This window comes from Chitinophaga sp., from assembly GCF_017745275.1.
In the GTDB taxonomy this organism is placed as follows: domain Bacteria; phylum Bacteroidota; class Bacteroidia; order Chitinophagales; family Chitinophagaceae; genus Chitinophaga.
Map to the genome: position 1 here is coordinate 467449 of NZ_JAGHZS010000003.1, position 17830 is coordinate 485278.

Annotated in this window: 19 protein-coding genes and 1 tRNA gene; 5 read left to right on the plus strand and 15 right to left on the minus strand. The window is 42.8% G+C overall.

Going from position 1 to position 17830, the window contains the following annotated elements:
• Nucleotides 1-20 precede the first annotated feature (20 nt).
• Nucleotides 21-1853 carry a histidine kinase gene (locus J7623_RS11410; RefSeq protein ID WP_291920295.1) on the minus strand — a complete coding sequence of 611 codons (1833 nt, stop codon included), beginning with the start codon at nt 1851-1853 and terminating at the stop codon, nt 21-23.
• A 244-nt stretch (nt 1854-2097) separates the two neighbouring features.
• On the opposite strand from J7623_RS11410, the gene J7623_RS11415 reads away from it, so the two are divergent.
• A complete protein-coding gene (locus tag J7623_RS11415) occupies nt 2098-2544 on the plus strand; it encodes a GNAT family N-acetyltransferase (protein ID WP_291920297.1) in 447 nt (148 codons plus the stop codon).
• A 24-nt stretch (nt 2545-2568) separates the two neighbouring features.
• Here J7623_RS11415 and J7623_RS11420 read toward each other — a convergent pair whose 3' ends face one another.
• Nucleotides 2569-2946 carry a hypothetical protein gene (locus J7623_RS11420; protein ID WP_291920299.1) on the minus strand — a complete coding sequence of 126 codons (378 nt, stop codon included), beginning with the start codon at nt 2944-2946 and terminating at the stop codon, nt 2569-2571.
• Between the two features lies 1 nt (nt 2947).
• Nucleotides 2948-3142, minus strand: a complete 195-nt coding sequence (locus tag J7623_RS11425) for a hypothetical protein (RefSeq protein WP_291920301.1) — start codon at nt 3140-3142, stop codon at nt 2948-2950.
• A 66-nt stretch (nt 3143-3208) separates the two neighbouring features.
• On the opposite strand from J7623_RS11425, the gene J7623_RS11430 reads away from it, so the two are divergent.
• Nucleotides 3209-3823, plus strand: coding sequence for a TetR/AcrR family transcriptional regulator (locus J7623_RS11430; protein WP_291920303.1), 615 nt, complete (start codon nt 3209-3211; stop codon nt 3821-3823).
• Here J7623_RS11430 and J7623_RS11435 read toward each other — a convergent pair.
• The 7 genes from J7623_RS11435 to J7623_RS11465 form a co-directional block, all read right to left on the minus strand.
• A complete protein-coding gene (locus tag J7623_RS11435; protein WP_291920305.1) occupies nt 3816-4199 on the minus strand; it encodes a hypothetical protein in 384 nt (127 codons plus the stop codon). The two genes, J7623_RS11430 and J7623_RS11435, sit on opposite strands and share 8 nt — an antisense overlap.
• A 137-nt stretch (nt 4200-4336) precedes the next feature.
• Nucleotides 4337-6073: a hypothetical protein gene (locus J7623_RS11440; RefSeq protein ID WP_291920307.1), complete on the minus strand. Its 1737-nt coding sequence runs from the start codon at nt 6071-6073 to the stop codon at nt 4337-4339.
• A gap of 233 nt (nt 6074-6306) precedes the next feature.
• Entirely contained in the window at nt 6307-7800 is a 1494-nt protein-coding gene (locus J7623_RS11445; RefSeq protein WP_291920309.1) for a hypothetical protein, read from the minus strand.
• A 282-nt stretch (nt 7801-8082) separates the two neighbouring features.
• Nucleotides 8083-8169, minus strand: a tRNA-Ser gene (locus J7623_RS11450).
• 88 nt (nt 8170-8257) lie between these two features.
• On the minus strand, nt 8258-8950 hold the full coding sequence (gene aqpZ, locus J7623_RS11455) for an aquaporin Z (protein WP_291920311.1): 693 nt from the start codon (nt 8948-8950) through the stop codon (nt 8258-8260).
• A 138-nt stretch (nt 8951-9088) separates the two neighbouring features.
• Nucleotides 9089-10141, minus strand: coding sequence for an asparaginase (locus J7623_RS11460; RefSeq protein ID WP_291920313.1), 1053 nt, complete (start codon nt 10139-10141; stop codon nt 9089-9091).
• Between the two features lie 26 nt (nt 10142-10167).
• A complete protein-coding gene (locus J7623_RS11465; RefSeq protein WP_291920315.1) occupies nt 10168-10938 on the minus strand; it encodes a TatD family hydrolase in 771 nt (256 codons plus the stop codon).
• 103 nt (nt 10939-11041) lie between these two features.
• On the opposite strand from J7623_RS11465, the gene J7623_RS11470 reads away from it, so the two are divergent.
• Nucleotides 11042-11950: a hypothetical protein gene (locus tag J7623_RS11470; RefSeq protein ID WP_291920317.1), complete on the plus strand. Its 909-nt coding sequence runs from the start codon at nt 11042-11044 to the stop codon at nt 11948-11950.
• Nucleotides 11951-12003: 53 nt separating this feature from the next.
• Here J7623_RS11470 and J7623_RS11475 read toward each other — a convergent pair whose 3' ends face one another.
• A complete protein-coding gene (locus J7623_RS11475; protein ID WP_291920319.1) occupies nt 12004-12627 on the minus strand; it encodes a polysaccharide deacetylase family protein in 624 nt (207 codons plus the stop codon).
• Between the two features lie 136 nt (nt 12628-12763).
• On the opposite strand from J7623_RS11475, the gene gltX reads away from it, so the two are divergent.
• The gene (gltX, locus tag J7623_RS11480) at nt 12764-14293 is read left to right on the plus strand and encodes a glutamate--tRNA ligase (RefSeq protein WP_291920321.1); all 1530 of its coding nucleotides are present in this window, start codon (nt 12764-12766) and stop codon (nt 14291-14293) included.
• 46 nt (nt 14294-14339) lie between these two features.
• On the opposite strand, the gene J7623_RS11485 is transcribed toward gltX, so the two are convergent.
• From J7623_RS11485 to J7623_RS11500, 4 genes are all read right to left on the minus strand, one after another.
• Nucleotides 14340-14756 carry a PIN domain nuclease gene (locus tag J7623_RS11485; RefSeq protein ID WP_291920323.1) on the minus strand — a complete coding sequence of 139 codons (417 nt, stop codon included), beginning with the start codon at nt 14754-14756 and terminating at the stop codon, nt 14340-14342.
• Complete coding sequence (locus tag J7623_RS11490; RefSeq protein ID WP_291920325.1) at nt 14753-14971, minus strand: type II toxin-antitoxin system VapB family antitoxin; 219 nt, start codon at nt 14969-14971, stop codon at nt 14753-14755. Before J7623_RS11490 ends, J7623_RS11485 begins: the two co-directional genes overlap by 4 nt.
• A gap of 128 nt (nt 14972-15099) precedes the next feature.
• Nucleotides 15100-15300, minus strand: a complete 201-nt coding sequence (locus J7623_RS11495; RefSeq protein WP_291920327.1) for a type II toxin-antitoxin system VapB family antitoxin — start codon at nt 15298-15300, stop codon at nt 15100-15102.
• Between the two features lie 84 nt (nt 15301-15384).
• Nucleotides 15385-17055, minus strand: a complete 1671-nt coding sequence (locus J7623_RS11500) for a glutamine--tRNA ligase/YqeY domain fusion protein (RefSeq protein WP_291920329.1) — start codon at nt 17053-17055, stop codon at nt 15385-15387.
• Between the two features lie 353 nt (nt 17056-17408).
• On the opposite strand from J7623_RS11500, the gene J7623_RS11505 reads away from it, so the two are divergent.
• A complete protein-coding gene (locus J7623_RS11505; protein WP_291920331.1) occupies nt 17409-17828 on the plus strand; it encodes a cobalamin B12-binding domain-containing protein in 420 nt (139 codons plus the stop codon).
• Nucleotides 17829-17830 lie beyond the last annotated feature (2 nt).

Sequence of the window (17830 nt, forward strand, 5' to 3'; positions counted from 1 at the left end):
TTAACAGCAGGTTTAGCTGCTTACTGCAGCTTAATTTTCATAATTACCATGAAAACTTCGTCTTCGCTGATGATTTTCAACTGGTGCCGGTTGGGATACAGGAAATGTAGCCGCTTCCGGATATTCAACAGCCCAATATTTCCGAATGCCGAAGAAATGGCTTTACTATCATTGTCCGGCAGTTTATTATTGGATATTTTAAACGTGAATTCATTGTTCTTCGCTTTGGCGGAAATATTGATCCAGCCATCTTCCATAAGTTTGCTAATACCATGCTTGAAGGAGTTTTCCACCAGCGGGAGTATAAGTAGCGGTGCCACATTGAACGCAGAAAGGTCGCCATCGATGTCCATATTGATTTCCAGTTGATTCTGGTATCGTATTTTCTCCAGTGAAATGTAGCGTTGGATCATTTGTATTTCCTTTTCCAGGTTCACCGTGGGCGTATTACATTCATAAAGAATATATCGCAGGATATGCGACAGCTCCAGTACTACTTCAGAAGATTTATCTGATTTCCGAAGACTGAGCGCATACAGGTTATTGAGCGTATTAAAGAGGAAATGCGGATGGATTTGTGCTTTCAGCAGGTTGAGTGCAATGAGTTTGTTTTTATTCCGGTAGATGAGGTAGATGATGAGACATACGCTGATCAACGCTATGATGATAACGGATGCGAGCAAAATAAATCTATCTTTTTTTTGCAGTTGTACTTTGTTATTGCTGATCTGGAGTTGTTGTTCTACCAGTGCTTTTTCTTTCAGGGAAGTTTGGTATTTGATTTCTGCTTCGTGGATAATTTTTTGCGTACTGCCGTTCACGATGGAGTCGTTCAGTTGGCTGTATTTTTTCCATAGTGCCAGTGCTGCTTCCGGGTGGTGGAGCTTTTCCTCAATGGAGGCGCCCAGCATATATACTTCTTTCAGGTCATTTTTAGGCATCAGGTCTTTGGCGCTGGCTATGGCCAGATCATAATATTTTTTGGCGGTACGGGGATCGCCCAGGTTGCTATAGGAATTGGCAAGACCATAGTTGGTATATATATCGAAATCAGGATCCGGGTTGGCTTGCAGGATGGCCGCGGCTTTTTTATAATAGCTCAAACCCATTTGGTCCTGCCTGGACCGGTTGTAGATGTCACCCAGGTTGACGTACGCGTGCAGTAGCAGAGAATTGTTTTTCAGTTGGCTGGCGATGGCGGCTACCTGTAGCAGGTGTTTAGCAGCGGTATCGTATCGTTCATAAAGTACTTCTGCGTTAGCGAGGTTAACAAGGCTTTTAGCCAATTGTAGGGAGTCTTTTAGTATAACGGCAATGGCATAACTTTTTTCTGCGTAAAAGAGGCTGTTTTTTTTATCGAGCAAATCCAGGAAAACGGAAGAAAGGTTATTGTAGGATCTACGTAGGCCAGCAGAGTCTTTCTGTGTTTCCAATATCTTCAGGGCTTTGATCATGTATTCAGTCGCAAGTTCCAACTGGCCCAGGCAGCGGTACTGGATAGACATGTTGTTGTATATATTAGCCGAGGTGGTATTGTTTTTTAATTGCAGGCTTAACGGGAGTGCCTGTTGATAAGTTTCCAGTGCTTCCCGGTATTGTGAGCGGGAATAGAGCCAGGTTCCTTTATATTCCAGGTATTTTAGTTTTTGCCCGGGGAGCGCCGTGTTTAATTTTTCACTGGTTTTTTTAAGATACCAGTCGGCCGAATCAGGTTCATTATTATCTAACTTTTCCCGGATGCTGAGGAGCCATTTGTGTATGAGTAAGGTATCGGGAGCATTGCTTTGCGCCTGCGAACGAGGTGACAGCAGTAATACCAGTACAAGGATACAAGCGATTTTAATAAAATACATGATGGCTAAGATAAATGATTCCGGTAAAAATTTTTTAGCTGCAGGCGTGCCTATTACTATAAATAATAGTACAAACAGCATACATCATCGCATATGTTGGATTTTATCTTTTTCATACAGGCAGTTTTAACCTTACAAAGGTATTTTGCCGGCAATACTGAAATATGAGGAGTAGTGCTGAATTATAGATCTAAGTAGTAATACTGATAAAACACTACATTTGATTATTGAACTTTTTGAGCTTATGAGATACCTTGTTTCAGCCGTCGAAACTACGGATTACCCTGAAGTAGTGGCTGTATGGGAAGCGTCCGTAAGGGCTACCCACGATTTTTTAACCGAAGCAGATATTCAGTTTTATAAACCCCTCATCCTGCATGAATACCTGCAGGCAGTAAACCTGTTTTGTGTGAAAGATGAAACGGCTAAAATACAGGGCTTTATAGGGGTGGCAGAACGCAAGGTAGAAATGTTATTCATTAACCCTGCGGCCAGGGGAAAAGGCATTGGGCATGATTTAATTAAGTATGTGATTGAACATGAAAACATTAATGCGGTGGATGTAAATGAACAGAACCCACAGGCAGTAGGTTTTTATCGGCACATGGGATTTCGCATTGCCGGTCGTTCCGCTACAGATGGGATGGGCAAACCGTTTCCTATTCTTTTCATGACCCTGGAAGAAAAGTAAATGATGCCAATAACACAGTGATTTTCAAAGAATGTCTCCCGTGCTTTTAGCCAGGCGGTTGCCATGAACATAATAATAGAATAAACTACCCCCGAAATAGGCTACCACGTCCCACACATCGCTGGTATACTTCGGAGAATAATGTGGTAATAGCCATTCAAAAATGAATGCAGTATAGCCTGCGATAAAAAGGAGGTATGATAACGGGTAGGTATATACGTTATTTCGAATAATATATTGGCGCGTAATTGTTAGCGTTACGTGGGCCATAGCCGGTACAGCGATAAAGTCTGTCAGGTAGCTGTTCAATACCGGAATAGGTTGCTGTAGGTGCCGGAAGAGGTGAATCACTATCCATAGCAGGCAGTAAGTAATAAACAGCGGATCAAATAGCTTTTTCATGTTATAAAACAAACATAATGGCTCCGCCTAGTGTGAGCGTAACCAGCGCAATCATCACTGCGAATAAATAAAACCCGCTTTCCTTTAATATTTTTACCGGCATGCCATCTGTTGGTTTGATGGGAAACATGGTATTTCTCAGCCGCTGAAACAGAGACATTTGATCACCTGTCGGATCAGTTGTTTCGTTGTTCATTTCTTTGGATTTAGAACAAATGTACTAATTATTTTCAAAATTAGAACATTTGTTCTAATTTTGAGTATGGAAACGAAAGAACGCATCCTGAAAACGGCGCTGGACTTATATAACGAGCAAGGAGTACACACTATTACCAGCAGGCATATTGCCGCTGAAATGGGTATCAGTGCCGGCAATTTGCATTATCATTTTAAGCATACGGACGAAATCATTCAAACGCTATATAACCGCCTTGCGGTGGGTTTTGATGCTATCATGGCAGCGGTGGGCGCTGCCTCGGATATTAACCTGGATATCATGAAAGAATTTGTGAGCAGGTCGCTGGAATTAACGTATAAGTATCGCTTTATCTTTTTACATTTTGTGGAAATAGGCCTGCGGATTCCCGCTATCAGAAAGGATTATCATGCTTTAACCCAACGGAGGGAAAAGGAGTTCCTGGCCATTTTTGATAAGTTTAAGGCAGATGGGATCTTTAAACAAGATATTCCTGCCTCCGTGCTAGAAGCGCTGGTCACGCAGATATTTATTATGGGAGACTTCTGGCTTTCCAATAATGAATTAACTGGTAAGCTAAAGGGAAGTAAGGCAATAGCCTATTACAGCGGGATTTTTGCCAGCATGTTTTATCCTTATTTGACGAAAGCGGCGCAGCAGTTGATGTATGACGCTAATTAACGGTGGCGCCTATGGTAGAATAGTAATAGCCGGGTGTACCACCGGAGAACTTCACAGGACCTTCGATCAGTAGGGATTCATCTGTTGTTTTTATCCGGATTTTCCATTTGTTGCTACTGGGATGACGGGCTTCCATAAACACACCTATCCCCTTTTTGAGTGTATCGGTTTTTTGAAAAGTGCCTATCCCGGAAACGCTCCAGCTTTGGTTGGCACCGGCAGTCCCGCTACCATATTTTATTTCGGTGAAAGGAATGTCTGTATTGGATTCCACTTCGTATATGATGATGATTTTATTGGAACTGATTTGTTGGTCCTCCTTCATGCAGGCGGAGCAGGTAGTAATCAGCATCAGGAATCCGAAAATTTTTTTCATGGGAGATATGGTTTTTGGGTACATGTTTCCTATGTTGATATGTACGTAGGCAAGGGATAGTTAGATTGTATACTTTACTTAAATAAAACGCGCGCAGGTACTGGAGATTACCTGCGCGCGCTTTTTATTCAGATATCCTACTTTATGGTAATTTTTCCTACTGCAACTCTTGATTTACTAAATGCTTTGATTGCTTTTCCTACCAAATACATATCATTTCCAACAATAGCCCCTAATCGTGGCATAGCTGTGGGAATCTCTGTATTGGAAAAAAATACCTTTCGGGTAACTTTCCCGGAAAGTTCGTCGATGTTTACCAGGAAGCAATCACTTTTAGTGAAGGTATGAATTGACTTTGCCTTCTGGCCAGCCTGGGTGACTGCAATGTTTTTTGGGTTATCATTAAACAGCATTTGAATATTTCCCTTCGTCTGAAGCGCCGCAAATCCCGAATAGTAGGGCCTGCCCAGATTCTGGAAATAGTACGCACCTGTTGAAAGACTCGGGCTTACAATACTTGATGCGGTTGCGCCGGGCATTTCCTCACGTTGCTTTTTTGGTACAATCTGTAGCCATCCAATGTTGCCCGAGGCATCTATCTTACACATCATGAGGTCGCCCGAAAGAAAAACGGAATAGGTAGTTGTTCTCCATTGACCAGGCATATTATTATGGCCCTCAGTATAGCTTTGAGTACTGGTTATATAATGGTCGTATCGTTCAGCAATAATAACAAGTCCGTTGTCGGCAGTGTAAAAGATTTTCCGGAATTGCATGTACTTTGAAAAACCTTCTCCTTCTTCTTGCAGTTTCTTCAGTTCCTCTCTCTTTTTTCTATCTTCTTTACTTTCATCTTTATCGTCATCATTATCGTCGTTATCCTGATCTCCTGACAACAACGAATTATTAATTTTCTTGTCGCTGGTTGATACTACTTTACCATCGGATGAATTAATTCTTTGCACTAACAATCCATCAATTGTTTTACCCTTTTTTGCATTGCTGTAAAAAGCCGCCAGGATCAGGTCTTTATTTTTTTCCTGTACTATTTTGGTGTTGGTGAGCCATTTCCCATTGATGCCTGTATTGATCTCCGCTTTCTGTTTACCTTTCTCGTCGTAGATGCGAATATTATAGTTGGTGAAGTCAAGGAACTTATCTTTTTTCTTTTTACCTTCTTCATATTCATAGATGCGACCTACCAGTATTACATTGCGGTTGCTCGTATATAGTACATCTTCCAGTTGATATTTTTTGCGTTCAAACTCGTTCTGGATGCTGAGAGGCTTAGTTGTAGATTTAAGTTGCTCATCCAGCTCCAGTATCTGGTATTCATTTTTTTCCTTTCCTTCTATACTGCTTACAATCAGCATTTTTGTACTATCCACATTGTAATCAAGTTTGAAGTCAACATCATCATTTCTTTCATTGAGTTGAAAGGTGGTTACTTCCTTCCATTCTCCGTTTAATTCTCCGGAATTTTTATCCACTGTAGATGCGAAAATGGTAAGTGCTTTATCTTTTTTTCTGTAATCAGAGGCAAATAGAAATAGTTTATCCCGGAACGCAAAGAGTTGTTCAAATTCTTTACCCTTCAATTCTTTATTAAAATCATTGCGGTAAATCTCTGCTAGATTATTATCTACTTTTACGAGTGTGCCGGATTCCTTAAGGCTGGCACCCACTACATAGTAGCTTTTCATGACCAGGTGGCTTTCCTGAAGATAGGCGCCGGTGTTGTCTGCAAATATTACTTTCAGATCGGTACTGCCTTTGCGCAGTCTAAAATCGTCGCCCCATTGGATTGAAGGGTTTTGAGCTGTGGCGGCAATACCAACAACGGCTAGGCATAGAAATAGGTAAACGCGTTTCATTAAAATGTTTTTGGTATAAGGATGATGATATTGTTTTTGTGAAGGTAGAAATATTTAATTGGATATATGGAGGTTCATTATTTTCTGCAATATTTATCATTGATTGTATAAGGTGATTATCAGGAGAAGGCCCGGTAATCTGCGTTACCCAGGGGCCCCGGTGAGTCCGGATTTGCATTAGTTTCTCATTTAATGTTGATAGAAAAAGTTCAGCATGGCGCTTTGCGAGCATGTTAGTCTACTTTAGGCTCTATCTGCTGATTGATATCCAGCAAGGCAGTATTACCAATACTTAATTTGCCATTTTCTCTTTTCAGAAACAATTGTTCGTTGATTTTAATCTGGATATCAGAATCATTTTGCAGACCGCTTTTGAATAACTCAGATACCTTCATTATATAATCCAGTTGTTTCATTTTAACGTTCAGTGCTTTTTCTTCGAGATCTAGTGCTTTTTCCTCAATGCCGAGTGCCTTTTCCTCAAGGTTTAACTCTCTGTCTCTTAGATCAAGCACTTTCTGATGAATTTCTAAATCATGCATGAAGGATGCTTTATCTGAATCCATCATATTTTCTGTTTCTCTTTCAAGTCTCCGGGTTTCCCTTTCAATTTTTTTGCTCTCCTGATCTATTTTTCTGGTAGATGCTTCCGTATTCTGAAGATCCTCTACCGGCTTCTTTAGATAGGCTGCTTCTGTTATCTGTCCTACTTTCTTCAATATCTGCAGTAGATCAACTTTGGAAGCTAGCTGACGGATCCTGATTTTCAATTTTGCCCATTTGCTTCCATCCCCCCAGGAAGTTAGCTCTACATCTATGCCTTCGATGGTCGACAGAGCCTTGGCTATTGTCCATATCAAATAGCTTACTTCTGCTGCGTCATAAACGTCCTGCTCATTACTGATTTTTATGTCCATTTCCCAAATAGCTGTTTCTTGTTCTTCATCGAAGTCATATAACGCTTCAAGCAGTGCAAAGAAATCTTGCTCTTTCGCTAATTCTATCATGTCAGAAGGGTCATCTACGCCGCAATTGAAGAGTATACTGCTCACCTTAAAATAATCATCTTGTAAGCGGTTGATCATTTCTTCCGCTTTCTGCGCATAAGCCCAGAGAAGTGCATGAGGTAAATCTGTATCATTATAACCTTCCGAGGAAAAGGCTTGTTCTATTTCTGTTGATTCTTTATTCTTATTATAACTATATATAAGCTCTCTGATTGCATAAAATTTTTCATTGTCTGACACATCAGCCATCAGTAAATGCCGGACAGAAGTAATAGCATCAAGCCCTGATTGCCTTGAGTCAACCCGAATAATTCTAATGCTCAATTTATTTATATGTCTGATATAGTCCTCATAACTAAATTCATTGGAGCGTATCAATGACGATAAAGCCACAAAAAAATTTAATACTAGAGAAGGTATGATTTTGTCATCTATTTCCCAGGATGCAAGTACAAGTATGGTGCTTTTTAACATGGAGATAGTCGCACTAACAATCAGATGCGAACTATTTGTTTCATTTTCGCTATTGGTCTCTATATCCTGCGTTACCCGATCGAGGGAATGAACAATCGTTTCCAACAGTAACAGGTCCTTTGAAGCACCTGGGCCATGTTGAGACGGGGTTTCCCAGATCTTCAATCTAATATTTTCAATCAGCCTATAGTAGCGTTCAAATATGTCACTTGATAGTGGTTCCTTAATAAGGGCTTCTTTTTTCATAAATGGAATAAGCGTTTTTTCTATAACTAAAGAGAGAAAGTGTAGGGATCAGTTTTATATAAGAGTGCTTATCATTGTGGATAGAGCCGCACTAAGACTTGTTTGAAATATTAATTTCTCCATATAGTTTGTTCATTATTTTTAATTTTTTAAGAATAAAAACAGAATATGGTTGGTTATGGGTAATGTAAATAAGATCATTTTTTTCAAAAGAAGGAGCGGGGTGCATACCTCCAAACAAAAAAGCCCTGATAACTTGCGTTACCAGAGCTTTAAAGCTTGCGGAGAAGAAGGGATTCGAACCCTTGATAGGCTTTCACCTATACACACTTTCCAGGCGTGCCAGTTCAACCACTCCTGCACTTCTCCGTGATTATCTTTTCTGAATTAATGGAACGGTTGTTTTTCCAATTCAGGGTTGCAAAGATAATCCTTTAGTTTATATTTCAAAACTTTTTTAATGTTTATCGTAGAGCTTCCAGATTCCTGCCCCAAGAAGCCCACCCACAATAGGTCCTACAATAAATACCCAGAGGTTGCTGAGCGCCTCACCACCTACAAAGATAGCGGGTCCAATGCTACGGGCCGGGTTTACGGATACGCCGGTTACCGGAATACCTACAATGTGGATCATTGTCAGGCACAAACCAATGGCTAACCCGGCAAAAGCCGTATTACCATTGTTTTTGCTGGTACTGCCATGTACTACTACCAGGAAGATGGTGGTTAAGATAATTTCAGCTACCAGGCCGCTTATGAGCGAGTAATGATCCGGCGATCCCTGTTCTACCCCATTTGCGCCCAACCCATTGGCAGCAAGGGAATAATCGGCCTTGCCCTGGGCTACAAAGTAAAGCAGCGCCGAAGCCACAATAGCACCCAGGATCTGGGCTACAATGTATGCCCCTGCATCTTTACCGGATATCTTGCCGGTAGCCGCCAGAGAAATGGTAATGGCCGGATTAAGATGGCAGCCGGAGATATGACCTACAGCATAAGCCATCACTACTACCGATAACCCAAATGCAAAAGCAATACCCAGGAATCCCACATGTGTGCCGGCTAACACCGCACTGCCACAACCCATAAATACTAAAACAAAAGTGCCAAAAAATTCTGCAATACATTTTTGTGATAATGAAACCGCCATAGAGAGACAAATTTTGTGGTGAATAGAAATCGGGGAATGTGAAATTGGTGATAACTAAATTTACCTTAAATATTCAAGATAAAAAAAAGCGGGAAGCACAACTAAAGTGCTTCCCGCTTGTATAACGCTATCAAAAGGTTAGTAAACTTCAATCGGTGTTAACTCGCCACGCAACGATGTCTCAATCATCTTCTTCGTTTCTGCCAGCGATAACCCCTGTCCCAATACAAACATCAGTTTGGTTACTGCTGCCTCAAAGGTCATGTCATGGCCGCTTACAACGCCCATTTCCATGAGTTGCTGACTGGTTTCATATTTTCCCAGCTCTACAGAACCACCGTCACATTGTGTTATATCCACTACTACGGCGCCACTGTCAATTACTTTTTTAATGCTTTCAATAAACCAGGGTTGTGTGCTGGTATTGCCACTACCGAAGGTCTCCATGATCACTCCTTTCAGACCAGATACGCTCAATGTTGCTTCCACGGCCCTTCTGGTGATGCCTGGGAATAACTTCAGCACCGTAATATTTGTTTCCAGTTCTTTATGCACCTTCAGTGGCTTTACGGGTGGCTGCAAAATGAACTGGTTCTTAAACTTAATGTCAATGCCGGCTTCCGCCAGTTGCGGATAATTCATGGTATAGAAAGCCTCGAATTTTTCTGCATTGTACTTTTTAGAACGATTACCTCTGAACAGGGAGAAGTCGAAATAAATACATACCTCTGGTACCATTGATACCGTGGTGCCATTATGCCTGCTGCAGGCTATTTCCATGGCTGTAATAATGTTCTCCTTGGCATCTGTACGTATCTTGCCGATGGGCAACTGGGAACCGGTTAAGATCACTGGTTTCGACAAATTTTCCAGCATGAAACTGAGTGCGGACGCAGTAAAAGCCATAGTGTCGGAACCATGTAAAATCACAAATCCATCGTACCGGTCGTAACGGTCTTCAATGATACTGGCCAGTTCTACCCATATCTCCGGCTGCATATCCGATGAATCTATGGGTGGATTAAATGCGTACACATAGAAATCGATCCCCATCCGGTACAGTTCCGGTAAATTATTCCGTATCTCGTTAAATCCGATTGGGCGTAGTGCTTTGGTCTTATCATCATAGATCATACCCACAGTACCGCCCGTGTAAATAATCAATATTTTGCTCATTGTGCTATTAGCCATTGCCTGCAAAGGTATTACCTAAACAGTTAGAGCGTTTTGAATAATTTCCGGGCATTGCTGCTTGTTATAGCTGCTACGTCTGCTATTTTTAGATTTTTTATATCTGCCACCTTTTCTCCGGCTAGTGGAAGATAGGCGCTTTCATTGCGTTTACCCCGGTAAGGTACCGGCGCCAGGTAAGGCGCATCCGTTTCCAGCACGATGTGCGCCAGGTCTATTTCTTCCAAAAGCTTGTCCAAACCTGACTTCTTAAAGGTGACTACCCCCCCGATGCCCAGGTAAAAGCCGAGGTCAATGATTTCTTTTGCCTCTTCCAGTGTGCCGGAAAAACAGTGAAATACGCCACTCAAGCGGCCATCCTGTAGTGCTTTTACTTCGTTGATACATTCCCGTGTGGCTTCCCGGCTATGGATGGATACCGGTAGCTGGTACTCCCGTGCCAACAGTAATTGCTCCTGGAAGGCCTGATATTGCTGGGTTAACAGTGATTTGTCCCAGTAAAAATCCAGTCCTATTTCCCCGATCGCTTTGAAGGGGCGTTGCTGCAGCCAGGCTTTCACCAGGTTCAACTGGGTGTCTACGTCCTCTTTTACATAACAGGGATGTATCCCCATCATGGCATAAATATGTCCCGGATGCCGGGCTTCCAGCGCCAGCATGCCTTCTATGGAGTCTTCATCAATATTGGGCAAAAACAACTGGGTTACCCCTGCGGCGATAGCACGCGCTACCATTTCTTCCCGGTCGGCCTCAAATTCTTCTGAATACAGGTGGGTATGGGTGTCTATCCAGTGCATAATAATTTATTTGTTAAATTTGTAATTTCTTTAATATTTAAAAGATATCTTTATACCGCAAAGGTAAAGACCGAAAAATCTAATTGCTAATAAAACCTAAACTATGAAAAGCTATTTCAGTACAAATCGTGTGCTGGCGTGGACCATCACCGGTGTGGCCGTCGCCACTATTTTCTTTGCATGCAAGAAAGAGGTAACCACTGACACTGCCCCCAACAACGAATCCGACAACAAGACAATGGGTGCCGTACAACATGAGGCAGCGGCTAACGCCATGTACAATGATTGGTTTGAAACAGCCGCCAGTGTGGGCATCTCCCAGGGTATGTACACAGCCCGTCAGGCTACCCCGGGTACTACTACCGCCGATGTTCCCGCTCCCTCCTGCCCATCTGCAGAGCTGCAGGATGCTACCGGCAACACCTGGCCTAAACGGGTAGTGATCAACTTTGGAGAATCCTGCCTTAGCAGATACGGTACTTACCGTAGTGGTATCCTGAACGTGATTTTCAGTGGTCCGCTCTTCAAGCAGGGCTCTACTATCGTTATTGAACCATCTAACTATAAAATCAATGGTAAATCCGTAGCCGGCCGTTTTGTGATCAGCAACGCCAGCTATAGCGCTACTACCGGTATCCAGTATACTACCGAATTAACCAATGGTAAAGTAACACTGAACGACAGCGTAATAGTAAACTATGCTTACAAAAAGACGGTTAAGCAAATTGCAGGTTTTGACCTCACACAACCCTTCCTGAACCCATCTGATGATGTGTACAGCGTGGATGGAAATGCTAGTCTCAGCTACGAAAAAGGACCTGTTACCGGCGCTACTGCTACTTTTACTACGGTGGAGTCATTGATTAAAGCATGGAACTGCCAGTATATTTCAAAGGGTAAACTGAAAGTGGAATTTAATAATGTTACCGGTGTAATTAATTATGGAGATGGAATATGTGATAATGTAGCTACCATTACGGTAGGTGATAAAGCCAAAGAAATTAAACTCTAATCATTTTATATAAAAAGAGAAGGGCCGATACCAACCGTATCGGCCCTTCTCTTTTATACGATGGCTGCCAGCTCGTATTTTTGCTTTTTGCAATACTCTAACACACGCGGCAGTGCATATTCCAGCCGGTCCCAGGCTTTGGTGCTGTCGTGAAATACCACAATGGATCCTGGCTGTAATTTGAATACCACATTCTGTACACAGGCTTCTCCATTCAGATCAGTATCAAAATCACCGCTCAGCAGATCCCACATAATGATTTTAGCCCCTGGTATTTTATTCTTTATCTGCCGGATCTGGAAAGGAGTAATCCTGCCATATGGAGGCCTGAACAAGGGAGACGCAATATATTGGGAGGCTTCGAGTACATTTTCTATATATTTTTCGGTACCGGTTTTCCATCCATTAAGATGATTGTGGGTGTGATTTCCGGTAGTATGGCCCGCTTCCAGTATCTGTTGATAAATAGCCGGATACTCCAGTACGTTTTTACCAATACAGAAAAAAGTAGCCTTCGCATCATATTTAGCTAGTTGTTCCAACACAAAAGGCGTGGCCTTGGGATGAGGACCATCATCAAAAGTAAGATATACCTTGTTGCCTGCAGGCGACATATTCCAGACGCAACTGCTATACAGGGCTTTCAGGATGCCGGGAGTTTTAGTAAGATAGAACATAGCGTATATGATGCTTGATAATGCAATATAATCAATGTGCGAAAGCCATCAGAAGTATTAAAAAATTTTAATTTACTACATCTCCCCCGGTATTCCCTGCTGATAGCTAAACACTAAATCCTTATCTTTGCCGCCTATGGAACACAAAAAAGTAAGAGTGCGTTTTGCGCCCAGTCCTACTGGTGGCCTACATCTTGGAGGTGTACGTACTGTATTGTTCAACTATTTATTTGCCAAACAGCACAAAGGCGATTTTGTGCTGCGTATTGAAGATACCGATCAAACCCGCTATGTACCCGGCGCGGAAGAATATATCAGCGAATGTTTAAGCTGGTGTGGCCTGAAGCCGGATGAAAGTCCTGCGATGGGTGGTCCGTATGGTCCTTATCGCCAGAGCGAGCGTAAACCGTTATACCGCCAGTATGCTGAGCAACTGGTAGCTTCCGGTCATGCGTATTATGCATTTGATACTCCCGAGGAACTGGAAAATATGCGCCAGACGCTGAAAACTCCGGAAAATCCTTCTCCACAATACAATCATGTGGTAAGGGAAAAAATGCGTAACTCCCTCACCCTGCCCGATGCAGAAGTACAGGAGCTGCTCACCAGGAACACCCCGCATGTGATCCGTATTAATATGCCTGCGAATGAAGAGCTCACCTTTACCGATATGGTACGTGGTGAAGTAACCTTCAACACCTCACAGGTAGACGATAAAGTATTACTGAAAGCAGACGGTATGCCTACCTACCACCTCGCCGTGGTAGTAGACGATTACCTGATGAAGATCACGCACGCCTTCCGTGGAGAAGAGTGGTTGCCATCAGCACCCGTTCACCTCCTGCTCTGGAAATACCTGGGCTGGGAAGCAGATATGCCGCAATGGGCGCACTTGCCACTGATCCTGAAACCAGACGGTAATGGTAAACTGAGCAAACGCGATGGAGATCGTTTAGGCTTCCCCGTATATGCCATGAACTGGACAGATCCTAAAAGCGGCGAACTCACCAAAGGTTTCCGTGAAAGAGGATTTCTGCCGGAAGCTTTCATCAACATGCTGGCCATGCTGGGCTGGAACGACGGTACCGAACAGGAAATATTCTCCCTGGAAGAGCTGATTCAGAAGTTCTCTATGGAGCGTGTACATAAAGCAGGCGCCAAATTCGATTACGAAAAAGCCAAGTGGTTTAACCACCAGTATATTCATCACAAAGACAATGAAACCCTTGCTGCCCTCTTCCTGCCTGTGCTGGCAGAAAAAGGACTCAGCGCCGATCCTGCTTACGTAGCTACCGTAGCAGGCTTGGTAAAAGAACGTTGCTACTTTGTAAACGAAATATGGGATCACGGTTTCTTCTTCTTCCAAAGCCCTGAAAGCTATGATGAAGCAGCGGTAAAACCAAAGTGGAATGCAGATAAAGAAGCGTTCTTCACTGCCTGGTCTTCACTGCTGGAATCCTTAACATCCGCTACTGCTGCGGATCTGGAAGTGGCTTTCAAAGCGCTGGCTACGGAAAAGAACCTGAAAATGGGTGATGTACAATTACCTTTCCGTATCATGCTGACCGGTGGTAAATTCGGGCCTCCTGTATTTGATATTGTGGCTACATTAGGTGTGGCGGAAACTCGCAATAGAATAGCAAAAGGGGTGGACGCTTTTAAGTAGAATTGTTAGTTGTTAATATAGATAAAGGCTAGGCGGTGAGAATCGTTTAGCCTTTGTTGTGTTTCCAGGTTTTTAGGTTGGTATTGGCGCTGATTAAATCAAAATCGCGGTCATTGTGTACCAGTTCCAGGTCAAAACGTATAGCATAATAAGCAATTAGACAATCATTACTTTTACGAATGGTGACGCCTTTTTGGCGGAGTCTTCGAAATAATGAGCTTGCTCCAATTGCCCCTGTCATGTGTGGTAGTTCTAATCTGGTATGCCACCGCAGAACCTCTACTATCTTTTTATGTTGGTTATCTTCTCTTATACCTTGTAGAAATTCCTGGAGAATAACAGGAATAAGCGGAATCTCACACTTATGTTCAAGATAATACTTTAAGAGGGTTGTTTGTGGGGTACTCTTTTTGTGGATAAAATCAACCCAAATTGACGTGTCAAAGATAAGTGGTGGGTTCATGCTCCTCTCATTTCATTTAAGTCACCATCCCAATGAATTTTTCCTTTGAGGTTCAATAGTTGTCTGTTTTTAACTCCGACAATATATTCTCTTAAAGCTTTGTTGAGTACTTCCTCATAAGTTTTCCCCTTATTAAGTTTCATTGCTTCTTTGATCAACTCAGGATCTAAATTCGCAATAGTTGCCTGAGGGATATTAGGTCTTACTTTTGCCATAAAGAATGTTTTTTTATTACTAATAAAATTACAAATATTATACACACCAAACGCTTAACAATACTGCCCACTCATGATCTAATTTTGAGCAAAATCACTTTCGTTTTTACAAAATTAAATGTGCTGAATCATAAGCTGTTGCTTGATTCATCTAAATGGTCATCCCAGAATGTTATTTTTCCTCGTAGCTGTAGGAACTTTTGTTGGCTAATGCCCATAATAAGTTTTTGTAATGCCGTATTTACCACTTCTTTCTTGGTCATCCCTTTGCAAAGGCGCATTGCCTCTTTTATAAGTTTGTCGTCTAAATCAATAGTTGTTTTCGCCATGAAAAATATTTTTAAACACTATTCTTATACACATAAAAAAAGCCGGACAGTAACTGCCCGGCTTTCACTTATCTCAATAAAGACTTATTTCCCTTTTGCGCTTTCTTTCGCCCACGCATCTTTCAACGTCACGGTTCTGTTGAATACTACTTTCTCCGGTGTGCTATCCGGATCAACAGAGAAGTATCCTTTACGCAGGAATTGGAAACGTTCACCTGGCTTAGCTTGTAGCAGACCAGGTTCTACGAATGCTTTTTCAATTACTTGTAAGGAGTCCGGATTAATCAGTGATTTGAAATCTCCTTCTTCCGCAGCAGGATTTTCTGCAGTGAATAAGCGGTCGTAGATACGTACTTCGGCGGTAGCGGCATGTGCTGCGCTTACCCAGTGAATGGTACCTTTAACGGTTAAGCCGCTTTGATCGCCACCACTCTTGCTTTCTGGCAGGTAGCTAGCATAGATGGTAGTGATGTTACCATCAGCATCTTTATCGAAGCTTTCTCCTTTGATGATATAAGCGTTTTTCAGGCGCACCATATTACCGGGGCCTAAACGGAAAAATTTCTTAGGAGGATTTTCCATGAAGTCTTCCCGCTCAATATACAGGGTATTGCTGAAGTGCAGGGTACGGGTGCCACCGTTTTCGTCTTCCGGGTTATTTTCAGCGGTCAGTTCTTCAACTTGTCCTTCCGGGTAGTTGGTGATCACCAGTTTCACCGGGTCCAGCACGGCCATTACGCGGTTAGCGGTTTTGTTCAGCTCTTCACGGATGCAGAATTCCAGCAGGCCCAGTTCGATCATGTTATCGCGTTTCTGAACACCTACACGTTCGCAGAGCATACGGATGCTGGCAGCAGTATAGCCACGGCGGCGCAAGCCGCTGATAGTAGGCATGCGGGGATCATCCCAGCCGCGTACATGTCCTTCTTCCACCAGTTGCTTCAGTTTACGTTTACTCATCACCGTGTAAGTGAGGTTTAAACGGGCGAATTCGTATTGGCGGCTGGGGAATATATCCAGTTCTTTGATAAACCAGTCGTACAGCGGACGGTGAGGAATAAATTCCAGTGTACAAATGGAATGGGTAATATTTTCAATGCTATCACTTTGTCCGTGGGCAAAGTCATACATGGGGTAAATACACCATTTATCGCCGGTGCGGTGGTGATGGGCATGTTTAATGCGGTACATCAGCGGGTCGCGCATATGCATGTTGGGAGCGGCCAGGTCGCCTTTGGCACGGAGTGTTTTTTCTCCGTCTTTGAACTCACCCGCACGCATACGGGCAAACAGGTCCAGGTTTTCCGCTACAGAGCGGCTTCTGGCGGGTGTAGGAGTGCCAGGCACGGTAGGCGTACCTTTTGCAGCAGCAATTTGCTCTGCAGTGGCATCTTCTACATAAGCCAGTCCTTTTTCAATCAGTTTTACGGCAAAAGCGTAGAGCTGCTCAAAATAGTCGGAGGCATACAGTTCTTTTTCCCATTCAAATCCCAGCCAACGGATGTCTTCTTTAATAGATTCCACATATTCTGTGTCTTCTGTTACCGGGTTGGTATCATCGAAGCGAAGGTTGGTTTTTCCATTATATTTCTGGGCCAGGCCAAAGTTCAGGACGATGGATTTGGCATGCCCGATATGCAGGTAGCCATTCGGTTCCGGCGGGAAACGCGTCAGTACACGACCATCATTAACGCCGTTCGCTATGTCTTCTTCAACAATTTGTTCTATAAAGTTGAGGGATCTTTCTTCGCTCATAATGCTTTTTATCTAGGAGGACAAATGTACGAAAAAGCATAAAGCATAAAGCATAAAGCAAAAAGCCATCGAAGCGGTTGACCAGAGCGGATTTTGTCTTAGGACAGGATTATACTGATTACACTGATTTTTATTTTTGATCTAGGGATTGGGATAGATATAAGTAGATAAATTCGCTTATATCTTCCGATATCTTTCCAAAATCTTATAAAACAGTCAGTGTGATCAATCTAATCGGTCTAATCCTGTCCTAAGACAAAATCCGCTCTGGTCAACCGCTTCGATGGCTTTTTGCTTTATGCTTTATGCTTTCGGCTTTTTCGTACATTTACTTCCTTAATATGATAATTGGTATGGTCAACCCGTTAAATCGTCCTGTTCGTGTGTTGGTAGCTAAAGTGGGCCTTGATGGCCATGATCGTGGGGCTAAAGTAATTGCGGCCGCGCTGCGGGATGCCGGTATGGAAGTAATATATACCGGTCTCCGTCAAACGCCCGAAATGGTGGTAAATGCCGCACTGCAGGAAGATGTGGACGCTATTGGCGTAAGTATCCTCTCCGGAGCTCATATGACTGTATTCCCTAAAATAATTGCCCAGATGAAGGAAAAAGGGATGAATGATGTACTGCTAACCGGCGGTGGTATTATCCCTGATGCCGACATGGAGGCCCTCCAGGAAATGGGGGTAGGTAAACTGTTTCCTCCAGGCACCAATACTAAAGATATTTCCGAGTATATCACGCACTGGGTGGCGGCTCACAGAAATTTTTAAAA